Genomic DNA, 12,887 nt, shown 5'->3' with positions numbered 1-12,887 from the left:
ATCCATCAAAAAAGCGGCTCACGACACCGTGCACATCAGTAAAACCCCTCTTCACAAAGCTGAACATGCAGAGCACAACGTCGTCCACAATGTTCAGCATACGGCGAAGAAAGCAGCCGCCGCCGTCCACCATACGGAAAAGAAATTGGTCCATGCGGCTGATGATGCCAAAAACAAAACGGCAAGTGCAACAGAATTTATCAAAGGGGCAGGCGAAGCCGTTGTCTCTGATTTCACGATGAATGCCGTTCATAAAAACACAGAACCAGGTACACATCAAGTGGCTCATAAAGCTGGAGAAGTATTTGGGCACACGTTATCCACCATTGGTGGCATTATGGAAACCACAGGATCGGCCGCTATGGAAGCTGGAGGGTTTGTTTTGGATGCGACAGGAGTCGGAGCAATCGTCGGCATCGGAGTCAATACAGCCGCAGGGATGGCTCATGGAGCAACCCCCGCCGCCACCGCCACTCACAATGGTGTGAAAAGTTCAAAGGAATTGTATAATTTAATTACGCATAAACCTGAAGGGAAAGTGCCTGTTAAGAGTACTGTTAAGGATTTAAATAAAATGGGTGATAACCACCCTAGAACCAAAGAAATTGAAGTTAATTTTAAAAGAAATCCCAAACATGATCCTGTTGAGTTTGAGAGACAATTAAAGGCTCAGGAAGAAGGACTTAATTCTTTAACAGTTGATAAATTTCTAGAGAATAGAGCTAGATTTTCGAAAGATGGTAGGGTATTAGAAGGCAACGCTGATCAGAAAATTGCTAGAAATTAAAGTATTGAGGTGACATAAATGGAGAATGCACATAATACTTTTGATGATTTCAAGATAGATGAGAAAGTATCTGATTTAATAATTGAGAAGTATACAGGTCAGATTCCGTCGGAAGTTATTGATATCTGGAGGAAGTTCGGTTTTGGCAGTGTTTTACAAGGATATCTAAAAATAATCAACCCTGATAAACTAGAAGAACTTTTGGAAGAGGTATATACAAGATTCCAAGAGGCTATTCCATTATTTGTTACTTCTATGGGGGATATAATTGTTTGGGAAAAAGGAAGGTATTTAAACTTGTTGAACTTTAGAAGAAATGATGTGAGTGTCATTTCAGCTGGTTTTGATTTTTTCTTAGAGGACTTAAATGATGAAGACTTTTTAATTGATGAATTAAAATGGGTTCCTTATTCAAGTGCAGTTGAAAAATATGGAGAACCAAATTTTGATGAATGTTTTGGTTATGTACCTCTTCTTGGATTAGGTGGGTCAGAAAGAGTTGAAAATCTTCAAAAGGTCAAATGGATTGAACATATTTATCTAATTACACAGTTTATGGGACCAATTGAATAACCAACAAAAATAGTATAGAACCAAATTTTAATAATAATATTGTTTTCATTAGCGGTTTGAACATATGGACAAAGAGCTGACCTTGACTGGCTATATGCCTTTCAAGGTTTTTTACTTTAATTGGATCAACTGATTTTAAGTAGACAAAAAGAAAATTAATTGAAAATATGATGCACAAAAATCGTTTGAAACAAAAACAAGTAAAATGTGGTGCCTGACTCCCAGTACGATATTAGTCCTACAATCCTAAGCTTACCGTAAGCACCTCGGAGCGGATGCCAGTCTCTTTACATGAAGATCCATCATCTGAAACCAGTGGGGACATTTCATACCATCCTCAATCATAAAAAGCTCACCTCCGGGCAGCTCGCCAAAGAACTCGACCACTAAATGGAAAAGTAATAGGATAAAAAATTCTAAACTTCACTGTTTTAGAAAGAAATCGGCATGAAAATGCGTAATAACCGAACAATATTATCTATTTATTGAATAAACGTTCACCTTTATGTTGACTGTCTATTGAGGTTTTGTTAAATTACAATAGTAATAAAGCTAAATATCAATACTCGTATATGCTCAGTAATATGGTCTGAGCGTCTCTACCAAGTTCCCAGTAAAGAACTGGACTACGAGTTAAAGTTATGGGACTTTCGGCTTTTATAACTGCTGAAATGTACTATTTAGGTGTTTTTTGCCTAGTTTTTTATACTTTAACTTTAGTAGGTCCAGAAGGTAGATAAGTTTCTACATTTTCTGGGCCATTTTTATTTCCCTAAAATGGAAGATAGGGAAATTAAGCAATCAGAGAGTTCAAAAGAAAAAGAAATAATACTTTTAAGGAGAGATTGTTTATGAAAAAGATTTTCGTTAATAAACTTGGTGTCATCACGATTAGCGCAGTGCTTCTATTAGCATTGGGAGGATGGAGTGCTAATTCCACTCACGCACCAGGTACAAAAAAAATCAAAAGACCTGTTCTAATAGAAGGGGCAATGCCAATAGAAGTTCAAAATTTCGCGAAAAAGCTGCAACATGTTAAGGAAGAAAAGTCAGGGAAATTTGAATTTTATAAAGGCACTTTAGATCATTATCCAGTGATTGTTGTTAAGACAGGCAAAGGAATGGAAAACGCAGCAGCGGCTACTGCAGTTGCTATCGAAAGATATAAACCTATTGCTATCATCAATCAAGGAACAGCAGGCGGACATGATCCAAAATTACATGTAGCTGATATTGTGTTGGGTGAAAAAACGGTACACTTAGGTTCATTTAAAACAGAAACAAAGGATGAAGGCCAAGGCGTTGACACAACTCAATGGAAACCGATGGATTTAATGGCTTCTGAAGGCAGCGGCTCAAGTGCGGATGCTGAAAAAATCCGTTACTATGATGCAGATCAGGACTTACTTTCAGCTGCAAATGCAGTAAAAGATCAATATACGAATGGCAAGGTTGTTGAAGGTACGATAGGTTCTGCAGACATTTGGAATAATGAACTTGATAGAATTAAATATTTCCACGAAAACTTCGGTACATCTGCAGAAGAAATGGAAGGATTCTCAGAAGCACAAATTGCTAATGAATATAATATACCTTTCCTTGATATTAGAGTACTATCCAATAATAAAACAAATGGCGGCGCGTACAATCCAAATACGGCTGAAGCATGTCAGGATTATGTCTACAATGTAGTTAAAGAATACATTTCTACAAAAAAATAAGGTGAGCAACTTAAGACGTAACTTCTTACATGCCAAGTGAATTAAAATAAATAAGACAAATACTTTTAAAAGTACAAAAACCTTATTTAGATACGTTACAGTGGACCGTATCATAAATAGAAGTAAAGCAAATAATAAAGTTAAAACATGAATCTTAACCATTCTAAAATATGGTGTAAGAGAAAAAAGAGTCTCAAAATGAGACTCTTTTTTGTGGGGCTAACACTATGTGTTTTAGATGCTATCCTTGTGCTGTTGGGCGGACCACCAATTCACTGACGTCCACATCATTCGGTTGCTCAATTGCGAACGCAATAGCGTTAGCAATCGAGTAGGGGGATAGTCCGATGTTCTGATAAGCTTCGAGTTTGGCTTTCATATCCGGGTCCTTTATGGCTTCGAGTGCATCGGATCGTGTGGATCCGGGTGTGCTTGTGAATCCAGGTGAAATGATCGTTACGCGCAGTTTATCTCCGGCCTCTTGGCGCAGGCCCTCAGAAATCGCGCGTACGGCAAGCTTCGTGCCTGCATAAACCGACATATTAGGCAGAATGCGATAAGCTGCCGTAGAAGCAATATTAATAAAATGTCCGGAGCCCTGATCCCGAAAAGTGGGTAGTGCTGCTGCTATCCCATATAGAACTCCTTTAATATTGATGTCGATCATGGCTTCCCACTCTTCGATCCGCAAATCGTCAAGGGGAGACATGGGCATGAAACCGGCATTATTGACAAGAACATCAAGCTTGCCAAATTTCTCGAGTGCCAATTGGACAAGGCCTGACAGGTCCTTGGAATGTCTAACGTCAGCAGCTGCATAAGCTGCTTTGCCACCGGCCGTTTCAATGCGGTTTGCTAAAGCTTCAAGCCGATCCAATCGGCGCGCGCCAAGTACGATTTTTGCTCCTCTTTCCGCAAGCAGCATGGCCGTTGCTTCACCGATTCCGCTGCTAGCGCCGGTAATAACAATAACTTTATCTTTTATTCCAGACACACTCACCACTTCTTTCTTGTAAATATTATTCTTACACGATTCATTATAAGAAAGGTGAGGATTTATCAGGTAGACTATTCATGCCCGTTTCTTGCCTAATCCCGCATGGATTAATATAATGACTTTATCTGATTTGATTTGGATAAAAGAGGTAGGTGCATAAACTTGAAATCGCTCATTTCTGAACTAGCCTGGTATATTGACTGTCATACACATAAGGATGGCGTACACAAGACGGCAATTCCAGAGCTATATTTCAGACGTAAATCACAGCCGTCTGAGCCAGTTTACAGCAACAGCCTCCCTTCCCTTTACTTCGTGGTCCAAGGTTCGAAAACGGTTGAATTGGCCAACGAAAGATATCATGTTGATCTAGGGTGTTATTTGGTCTCTTCCGTTCACCTGCCAGTAATCGGGCAAATCATTCAAGCATCAACAAACCACCCCTACCTAAGCTTACAATTGACTTTTCATCCGGATATTCTTCTCGATATTATGAAGACATCCAGTCCTTCGAAAATGAATAAAACTGACCGAGGAATTCTTACAAATCTATCTACATCTGACTTGCTCAATGCAGTTTTACGCCTTGTGAAACTTCTGGAAACACCATCAGATATTGAAGTGCTAGCTCCTCTAATAATTAAGGAGATATTTTACCGGGTCCTTCAAAGTGAGAAGGGAGAGCTGCTGAAGCAATATGCTATGATTGGAAGCTATGCCCATTGTATTTCTGAAGCGATAGAATGGATCAACCAAAATTATTCAGAACCTTTAGCCGTTGCGGAGTTGGCTAAAACGGTCAAGATGAGTCCGCGGACCTTGCACAAACATTTCAAAAAAGTAACGGCGATGAGCCCTTTGCAATATCAAAAGGTGATTCGCCTGCAAACTGCACGACGGCTGCTCCTTACGGAAAATCTGGATGCGGCTAACGCAGGATTTCGAGTCGGGTATGAAAGTCCTTCCCAATTTAATCGAGAGTATGCTCGCTTATTTGGACGTCCTCCGATAAGAGATATCCATGATTTGCGTAATTCTTCCTTGTAAACGATATCTGCTTGGGTAGTGGATGGATTTTTTTATTCCAACTTTTCACTTTTTAAAACAAAAGTTACAGAAAAAGAGTCAGTTCTAAATTTGAACTGGCTCTCTTTTTGTTACAAAATTCTCCTCGTTCCTTAGCAACCATATTGTGAAATAAGCTTCCCTTGATTAGTTTCCATCATGAAGTATGTTCATCAACTTGTTTGTAAAATAATTTTTGTTTTTGATTCTTCAGCATCCCTATAGTAAGCAACAGCGCTGCGATAAAGAATAGGGTATAGACCCGAAATCCGATGTCTGTTACATGGACTAGCGAATCTTTGATTGTATCCCCATTAATGCGAGTCCCTAAAAATGCTTGGGACGCCACAGCGGGTGAAACGTATAACTGCAGCAAAAGAAGGGTTACGGTTTGGCTGCCTACTCGGCCAATATTGTAGATGGTATAGAACATTCCTGATGCTGCTCCAGCGTGCTTGGATGGAGCGGAGGATAAAACCGTTTTGGCTAATGACGGCCAGGCGAATCCATTCGCTATAGAAATAATCAATAAGGGAATGATTACTTTTAACACAGATAAATGGGTTCCGAGATTTCCTAGTAATAATAGAGAAAAAGCGATTAGGATCATCCCAATCATGAGCACTCGGATTGCTCCAAAGCTGTCTGCAAGCTTGCCTCCAAGGGGACCCATGATAAGTTGAGGAAGCGATAGTGGAACAAGTAATAATCCTGTCTCTAAAGGAGATAAACCCTGTGCCCCTTGAAGATATAAAGCAAGGAGAAGGGTAATCGAGAAATATCCAATACAATAGCTCATCGTAATACCTAATCCCGTTGAATACAGTCTATGAGTAAATAAAGACAGGTTAAAAAGTGGATCCTGGACCTTTAGCTCTGCCGAAATAAATACACATCCCAATACAATGGCCGTTAAGAAAAGACCGATTATACGCAGTGAGCTCCATCCCCATGATTGACCTTGGGATAATGTAAGTAGAAGAGCGGTGAGTGTAAGTCCAAAAGTAAAGACTCCTATCCAATCTGTCTTTCCGGACTGTTGAGCTTTCCATTCTTTTAAAACCACCCATCCCCCGATTAGAGCGAGAAGTCCAAATGGAGCAGAAACAAAAAACATGGAGCGCCATCCAAAGGAGTTTATTAATGCTCCACCGGCGACTGGCCCAATAATGGAGCCGATTACCCAAGATGTTGAGTTAATGCCAATAGCAAGCCCTAATTGTTCTTTTGGGAAAGTTCTCATCAGGATAGGAGTGGCTGATGCCAACGCAAACGCAGCCCCAATCCCTTGTATAAGCCGGAAGGTAATCAGCATTTCTCCTGAAGTAGATGCCCCGCACAAGACAGTAGCGATTGTGAAAATGAAAAACCCCCATAGAAAAATGCGTTTTGTCCCTTTAATATCTGCCCATCTGCCTGCAGGAAGCAAGAAAATGGTGCTTGTAATCAAGTAGGAGGTAATGACCCACATCCCTGTTACAAGCTCAATATGCAAATCGTTTATCAGCGAAGGCAGCCCAATCACAACAATCGTTGCATCGACATTGGTCACAAACGATACAAGTGTCACAACGGCGAGAACGGCCCATTTATTAAAATAAACTCCTTTCATCTCTAACTCCTCCTATTATTAAAATCTTGCTGACATCAATGTACAGGAATTAAAGAATCAAGTAAAATGAATATAAATGATGTTTTGATTCGTTTTTAGTGATATAAGAGAGGAGCATTAAGATGGAAAGTCAGGAACTTCGAATTTTTCAGGCCGTTGCAAAAGAAGGAAGTATTACAAAAGCAGCTCAAGTACTTGGTTATGTGCAGTCAAACGTTACGGCAAGAATTCAACAATTGGAATCGGAATTAAATAGACAGCTTTTTTATCGTCAACGGGGGATGGTTTTAACGCCTGAGGGTGAGAAATTATTGCGCTATGCTGAGAAGATCACCCATTTGTTAGATGAAGCACACATGGTTATGAATGATTCAGGGGAACCGGCTGGACCGCTGCTGCTTGGGGCTACTCATACTTCATCTGCTCACTATCTTCCTGCTATATTGGCGGAGTATTCGAAGCTATATCCTAAAGTAGAATTAGCGCTTACGACTGATTATTCAGATGTACTGGTAGAGAAAGTCCGACGCTTTGAGCTTCACGGTGCATTCGTTAAAACAGAAAATTTGGATGATCAATTTGTACAGGAACTTGTGATGGAGGAGCAGCTCGTGCTAATCGCTTCCGCAGATGTAAAAAATGTTGAGGAAGTCTATCATAAACCCTTTCTTATGAATACAAAGGGGTGTCCACATCGAGAACGATTGGAAGAATGGATGAGGAATAACGGAATAAATAAAATAAGATATTTAGAATTTAATAATCCAGACGCCATCATTCAAGGGGTCATTTCCGGCCTGGGTGCGTCATTCGTAGTAAAGTCCTCAATTCAAGGACTGGAGAAAGAAGGAAAGCTGCGCTCTTTTAACATACCAGATGAATATAGTTCCGCCAAAAAGTTCTTTATTCGTCATAAAGACAGCGTAATGACCAGCACACTTTCAACATTTATTGACCTGCTAAAAAAGTCGCTTCACCCTTTAGGATAAGGGACAGTAGGGACAGGTTCCTTGTCCCAAATCGAAACAGGAAAAAAGCATGAGGACAGTCCTCATGCTTTTTTCATACAAAGGAAGCAAAAGAACCGTCCCCACGCTTCTAGACTTAAAAAAAAGAATTCATTTCCTCCATAAACTCTAATAACGCCGGGGGATAGAAACGATTTTTCCGGTAGATAAGGTATATAGGTCTTGAAGGAAACTCAAGCCCATTGACGTTTAAGATGGAAATATTTTTATCTGCAAAAATACGGGACCCAGTAGAAATTGGGAGAAAAGCAGCTCCCATCCCCATTTCTACCAGCTTGATAATTAACTCTATATGGTCAATTTCCATTGAAACAGTTAGTGAAATTCCATTTTCTTTTAACTTATTCTCAATATAGTTCATAATTTTGGTCCCTTTTTTGAATGTAATAAAATTTAGCTTATTTAAATCCTCTATTTCAATATTTTTACGCTCCGAAAGAGGAGAATTCTTAGGGACAATTAGACTGATTTTTGTATCAATCTTTAATGGGGTAACTTCTATGTTTTCAAAAGCATGCTTCGTATCGACCAATCCTAAATCAATTTCATATTGATCTACTAGCTGGAAAATTTCATTGGAAGGGCCAATTTCATTAATTGTGTAGGTTACATTAGGATGGGATTCCCTGAATTTTAATAGAAACTGCGGCAGTATCGTTAATAAAATCTGAAACCCACCGCCAATTCTGATGTGCCCAAAGTTAGGCTGTGTAAATAATTGAATTTCCCCTCGAATGTCATAGTACATATTTAAAAGGGACTTGGTTTGTTCATACATCCTTTGGCCGATAGGATTTAATATTAATTTTTTTCCTTCACGATCAAAGAGTTTTACACCTAAATCCTGTTCTAATTTTTGAATTTTCACCGATAGATTTGGTTGGTTAGCATGTAATTGTTTTGCGGCTTCAGATAATGACCCCTGTTCTACTACAGCAATAAACGTTTCTAATAAATCAAAAATGGCAGGCATCCTCCTTATATAGATAAAGTATATGTTTTATTAATTATATGTATTTAACATATATGCAGGCAACTATTACAATTTAGGTAGTGTATAAGGAGGCAGAATGAATGAAAATGAGAAAAATTTATTTCATCATGCTAGTTATTATCATTTTTTCTATTATTACTGCATGCAGCAATGGTGGAGCAAAAAATAGTGGAAATAGGATAAAAGAACAAGGGGATAGTGATACGAACGTCGTGGATAAAAAAGGAGAGACTAATCAGGAAGAATTAGCGGGAATACCAAGAACGGCAGCCGATATTAAGACATACTGGCCAACAGCAGGCTGGCAGGAGACAACACCCGAGAGTGTAGGGATGGACAGTGCTTTATTAGCGGATATGTTTAAACAAATAGAAAAAGATCATATTCCAATGGACGGATTCATTGTCATAAAAGATGGATATATTGTGGCAGAAAAATATGGCAGCGAATTTGACAAAGACATGGTACATCCAATCTATTCTATTACGAAGAGTTTAACCTCTGGATTAGTTGGAGCAGCAATAAAACAAGGTGCTATTTCAAGCGTTAATGATAAAGTAATCAACTATTTAGATGAAGACAAATTGATTAACTTAGATGACTGGAAAAAAGACCTTTCTATTAAAAACTTCCTAACGATGCAATCTGGAATAGATTTTCCTGAACAAACACAGAAAGGATTTTATAATTCAGATACATGGAAGGCGTTTATGGAGGGTGAAGACCCAGCCTATTATATATTTAACCGTCCTGTAAGCGATCATCCGGATGCGTGGAATTATAGTACAGGTGATGCTAGAGTTGTTTCGAAAGTGGTACAAAAAGCAACAGGAGTTAAGCTTTCTGACTTTGCCAAGCAAAATCTATTTGAGCCATTAGGCATTTCAGATGTGGAATGGCCGTCTGATCGATCCGGCACATCCTTTGGGGGAACTGGAGTCAAGATGAAGCCTCGGGATATAGCTAAAATCGGGTACTTATATTTGAACAATGGAAAATGGGGAGAGCAGCAAATCCTCCCAAAAGGCTGGGTTCAAGAAAGCACGCAGCCGTATGCAGATACCAATCATAATTTCGATGGAGATAAATACGGTTATTTCTTCTGGTTAAAACCAATCAATGGATTTGAAACTTTTAGGGGAATGGGCTTATATGGCCAATACATGGTTGTTATTCCAAAACTAAATCTGGTCGTCGTTCAAACTTCGAGTGGAATGGATGTAGATCCGCTTTTGGAAAAATATATTATCCCAGCGATCAAAAAATAAGGCGCTTTTTCACACACGTTGTTGCTTATGCAATAAAGTAGATTTAGGTAAGGCATGTTTCGACTTCAAAATAGCATGGATACAAGATTTCAAAGCAAAGTATCATAAATAAGTACGAAAAATAACAGAAAAAGAGTCAGTTCTAAATTGGAACTGGCTCTCTTTTTGTTTTAAAGGTCCCTCATTGCTCTGCAACTATCTCCACCATATTCACTCTTCAGCATAGGTTATCAGGTAACCTCTTTCAAAATTCTAAGGAAATGAAGTTTAAAGAAGCGAAAAAAAGATATTAAAAGGGTAGAGGTGAATATAATGGTAAATTTTTTAATAGTGGTGACGATACTATTTATCGCAGTCAATCTTGTTTATTTTTTTACCAATAAGACGTATCGAAAAAGCTACTTTAGTACGCCGCTTTTTCTTAAGTTATTCTTCGTGTTGAGTATGGTATTAGTTGGTTTTGCAGCAATATACTTTCTTCTGTCTTTGGAGGGGGTCATCTTAGTGCAGTCCCTTTCTTCCCGAAAACCAATTGAACCAACCATTATAAATGTATTGTACTTTAGCGGAGAGACCCTGATCTCAGTAGGATATGGAGACATGCTTCCTGTAGGGGTAACCCGATTGTTTGCTGTAATTGAATCCATGATTGGGGTGCTCTTGCCGACAGCGTACTTCATGAAAGCACTCGATTTATCAAATAACTCCAATCAAAATTAACCAGTGGGACATAGGGGACAGGTTCCTTGTCCCATTGTGGGAGCAGGAAAAAAGCATGGGGGCAAATCCTCATGCTTTTTTTTCATTCCAAGGAAGCAATAGAACCGTCCCTGTGCTTCTTCTGTGTGTCCCTATGTCCCATAAATGTTCGTATTTTATTCAAAAAGTTTGTGAAAAACTTCACAATAAAATGATATACTAACTATATAACCAAACCAACTTTACATGGAGTTGATCATCATGAATCCAGGTGAGCATGTATATAATCCATTGTGCATTACTTCGTTAACGGATTAATTAGCTGGTTCCAATTTTAATTTCGTTCCTTCGAGAGGAGATAATGAATGATGAAAACAGAAAAAGTAAATCGCGTTGTATTAGTAGGAACAGGTGCTGTAGGCTGCAGTTATGCCTACTCTTTGATCAACCAGGGTGTTGCTGAGGAATTAGTCTTAATTGATGTAAATGAAGCTAGAGCTGAAGGCGAGGCAATGGATCTTAATCATGGTATGCCATTCGCTCCTTCACCAATGAAGGTTTGGAGCGGTAATTATCAAGATTGCAGCAATGCGGATATAGTGGTAATTGCCGCTGGATTGGCACAAAAGCCAGGTGAAACTCGTTTAGAATTGGTTGAAAAGAATACGATAATCTTTAAGCAAATCGTAAAAAATATTATGGAAAGTGGCTTCAATGGAATATTCTTAGTTGCCACTAATCCTGTAGATATCATGACGTATGTAACGTGGAAAGAATCAGGACTCCCGAAAGAACGTGTCATCGGTTCAGGGACAGTATTAGACTCAGCGCGGCTAAGGTTTGCTTTAGGGAAATACTTCAATGTCGATCCAAGAAATGTGCATGCAGCGATTATTGGAGAACATGGAGATACAGAACTTCCTGTCTGGAGTCACGCGATGATTGGAATTGAGCATATCGATACAGTGTTGAAGCGGAAGGGCGATTTAGAGAAGGAATGTCTACATGACATCTTCGTTAACGTCCGGGATGCTGCTTATCAGATTATTGAGCGAAAAGGGGCAACGTATTACGGAATCGGAATGTCTCTTGTTAGGATTACAAAAGCAATCCTAAACAATGAAAATAGCATCCTGACCGTATCTGCTTATCTAAACGGAGAATACGGACATAATGATGTTTACATTGGAGTTCCCGTAAAAATAAATCGCTCCGGCATTCAAGAAATCGTCGAGGTTGAGCTCAATGAAAAAGAAAAAGAACAATTCAATCATTCAGTCGAAGTCCTCAAAGGCACAATGCAGCTGGTAATTTAAGAAGTAGTGGGACATCGGGGACAGGTTCCTTGTCCCTTTTGGAGAAGCAGAAGGAAAGCATGGGGACAGTCCTCATGCTTTTTTTTTCATCCAAAGGAAGCAAAAGAACCGTCCCTGTGCTTCCTTTTATCGAATAAAAAAATACCGCCCTAATAGATTGCCAACGAGAAATACCAGGATAAAGATTAGACTTACCGGGAGACTTGCGAACATCAACGGCCAGGTTATCAATCCATTTTCTATTAAATAATAATAGGCCAAGAAGCAGTAAGGGATCAGGAGGACCAGTGAGGTTAGGATGCCAGGCGTGTAGCCCTTGAACATAATAGTTTGAACAACGTGCATGAATGCTTGAAAGACAAATAGATTTAGAATGGCTGTAAATAAAAGAAAGGTGCCTCCGTGGGCAGTCGTCCATGCAATAAAGGACACGAATAGCAGTATCCATGCTGCTGAAACAGCGAGCTGGGCAGCCGTTGAACCTAGTTTCTTTCTTGCATCTAATGCTTGTTGGACGAACTTGGTTTTCGGATGGTTGCTTGCAGCCATGGATGATTCAATGGTGATGATTTCTTCTAGGTCATGGAAAATAAAAATGATGGGTAGCATCCAAATGACTGTTTTAATATCAAGAAATGGGTGGAGAGTTTCTAGCATTTTTTCATCTGCCCCCTTGCCTGTGGTAAGATTTCGTTTTCTCCTGGACCGCCTTGAACGAATGGATTAGCAATTCTGTTCATTTTCATCTTTACCTGATCCCTCATTTGACCGACCCTCTCACCAAAAATTCATCTTTAAAATTCATATTCCTTGAGCGAGTTGAATAT

12 protein-coding genes and 1 riboswitch are annotated in these 12,887 nt (G+C 39.3%); of the genes, 8 read left to right on the top strand and 4 right to left on the bottom strand.

The window, feature by feature from the left end:
- Window positions 1-28 precede the first annotated feature (28 nt).
- The 3 genes from ABTV07_RS20095 (at window position 29) to ABTV07_RS20085 (ending at window position 3,081) form a co-directional block, all read left to right on the top strand.
- Window positions 29-787: a polymorphic toxin type 15 domain-containing protein gene (locus ABTV07_RS20095; protein ID WP_433745907.1), complete on the top strand. Its 759-nt coding sequence runs from the start codon at window positions 29-31 to the stop codon at window positions 785-787.
- An 18-nt stretch (window positions 788-805) separates the two neighbouring features.
- Window positions 806-1,360: a T6SS immunity protein Tdi1 domain-containing protein gene (locus ABTV07_RS20090; RefSeq protein WP_433745904.1), complete on the top strand. Its 555-nt coding sequence runs from the start codon at window positions 806-808 to the stop codon at window positions 1,358-1,360.
- A 546-nt stretch (window positions 1,361-1,906) separates the two neighbouring features.
- A riboswitch (purine riboswitch) is annotated at window positions 1,907-2,009 on the top strand.
- A 202-nt stretch (window positions 2,010-2,211) separates the two neighbouring features.
- The gene (locus tag ABTV07_RS20085; protein ID WP_433745901.1) at window positions 2,212-3,081 is read left to right on the top strand and encodes a 5'-methylthioadenosine/S-adenosylhomocysteine nucleosidase; all 870 of its coding nucleotides are present in this window, start codon (window positions 2,212-2,214) and stop codon (window positions 3,079-3,081) included.
- Window positions 3,082-3,322: 241 nt separating this feature from the next.
- On the opposite strand, the gene ABTV07_RS20080 is transcribed toward ABTV07_RS20085, so the two are convergent.
- A complete protein-coding gene (locus tag ABTV07_RS20080) occupies window positions 3,323-4,075 on the bottom strand; it encodes an SDR family oxidoreductase (RefSeq protein WP_433751378.1) in 753 nt (250 codons plus the stop codon).
- Between the two features lie 165 nt (window positions 4,076-4,240).
- On the opposite strand from ABTV07_RS20080, the gene ABTV07_RS20075 reads away from it, so the two are divergent.
- Window positions 4,241-5,125 (top strand): AraC family transcriptional regulator N-terminal domain-containing protein, encoded by an 885-nt coding sequence (locus ABTV07_RS20075; protein WP_433745899.1) that lies wholly within the window; start codon window positions 4,241-4,243, stop codon window positions 5,123-5,125.
- Window positions 5,126-5,300: 175 nt separating this feature from the next.
- On the opposite strand, the gene ABTV07_RS20070 is transcribed toward ABTV07_RS20075, so the two are convergent.
- Window positions 5,301-6,755, bottom strand: coding sequence for an MFS transporter (locus ABTV07_RS20070; RefSeq protein ID WP_433745896.1), 1,455 nt, complete (start codon window positions 6,753-6,755; stop codon window positions 5,301-5,303).
- A gap of 122 nt (window positions 6,756-6,877) precedes the next feature.
- Here ABTV07_RS20070 and ABTV07_RS20065 point away from each other — a divergent pair, with 122 nt between their 5' ends.
- Window positions 6,878-7,744, top strand: coding sequence for a LysR family transcriptional regulator (locus ABTV07_RS20065; protein WP_433745894.1), 867 nt, complete (start codon window positions 6,878-6,880; stop codon window positions 7,742-7,744).
- 115 nt (window positions 7,745-7,859) lie between these two features.
- Here the strand turns inward: ABTV07_RS20065 and ABTV07_RS20060 are convergent, their stop codons facing one another.
- Window positions 7,860-8,756, bottom strand: a complete 897-nt coding sequence (locus tag ABTV07_RS20060) for a LysR family transcriptional regulator (RefSeq protein ID WP_433745891.1) — start codon at window positions 8,754-8,756, stop codon at window positions 7,860-7,862.
- Window positions 8,757-8,857: 101 nt separating this feature from the next.
- Between ABTV07_RS20060 and ABTV07_RS20055 the strand changes: the two genes are divergently transcribed.
- From ABTV07_RS20055 to ABTV07_RS20045, 3 genes are all read left to right on the top strand, one after another.
- The gene (locus tag ABTV07_RS20055; RefSeq protein ID WP_433745889.1) at window positions 8,858-10,045 is read left to right on the top strand and encodes a serine hydrolase domain-containing protein; all 1,188 of its coding nucleotides are present in this window, start codon (window positions 8,858-8,860) and stop codon (window positions 10,043-10,045) included.
- 312 nt (window positions 10,046-10,357) lie between these two features.
- A complete protein-coding gene (locus tag ABTV07_RS20050; RefSeq protein ID WP_433745886.1) occupies window positions 10,358-10,765 on the top strand; it encodes an ion channel in 408 nt (135 codons plus the stop codon).
- A 347-nt stretch (window positions 10,766-11,112) separates the two neighbouring features.
- Complete coding sequence (locus tag ABTV07_RS20045; protein WP_433751375.1) at window positions 11,113-12,060, top strand: L-lactate dehydrogenase; 948 nt, start codon at window positions 11,113-11,115, stop codon at window positions 12,058-12,060.
- Window positions 12,061-12,186: 126 nt separating this feature from the next.
- Here the strand turns inward: ABTV07_RS20045 and ABTV07_RS20040 are convergent, their stop codons facing one another.
- Entirely contained in the window at window positions 12,187-12,717 is a 531-nt protein-coding gene (locus ABTV07_RS20040) for an HXXEE domain-containing protein (RefSeq protein WP_433745883.1), read from the bottom strand.
- Window positions 12,718-12,887: the final 170 nt, after the last annotated feature.

It is taken from the genome of Falsibacillus pallidus, assembly GCF_050990905.1.
Classification (GTDB): domain Bacteria; phylum Bacillota; class Bacilli; order Bacillales; family DSM-25281; genus Falsibacillus; species Falsibacillus pallidus_A.
The sequence above is the reverse complement of the archived record's forward strand: the minus strand, read 5'-3'. Positions and strand labels throughout refer to the sequence as shown.

Bases quoted from the DNA above. Each gene is read 5' to 3' on its own strand.
- ABTV07_RS20090 (WP_433745904.1), top strand. From the start codon at position 806: ATGGAGAATGCACATAATACTTTTGATGATTTCAAGATAGATGAGAAA.
- ABTV07_RS20085 (WP_433745901.1), top strand. From the start codon at position 2,212: ATGAAAAAGATTTTCGTTAATAAACTTGGTGTCATCACGATTAGCGCA.
- ABTV07_RS20070 (WP_433745896.1), bottom strand. From the start codon at position 6,755: ATGAAAGGAGTTTATTTTAATAAATGGGCCGTTCTCGCCGTTGTGACA.
- ABTV07_RS20065 (WP_433745894.1), top strand. From the start codon at position 6,878: ATGGAAAGTCAGGAACTTCGAATTTTTCAGGCCGTTGCAAAAGAAGGA.
- ABTV07_RS20060 (WP_433745891.1), bottom strand. From the start codon at position 8,756: ATGCCTGCCATTTTTGATTTATTAGAAACGTTTATTGCTGTAGTAGAA.
- ABTV07_RS20055 (WP_433745889.1), top strand. From the start codon at position 8,858: ATGAAAATGAGAAAAATTTATTTCATCATGCTAGTTATTATCATTTTT.
- ABTV07_RS20050 (WP_433745886.1), top strand. From the start codon at position 10,358: ATGGTAAATTTTTTAATAGTGGTGACGATACTATTTATCGCAGTCAAT.
- ABTV07_RS20045 (WP_433751375.1), top strand. From the start codon at position 11,113: ATGAAAACAGAAAAAGTAAATCGCGTTGTATTAGTAGGAACAGGTGCT.
- ABTV07_RS20040 (WP_433745883.1), bottom strand. From the start codon at position 12,717: ATGCTAGAAACTCTCCACCCATTTCTTGATATTAAAACAGTCATTTGG.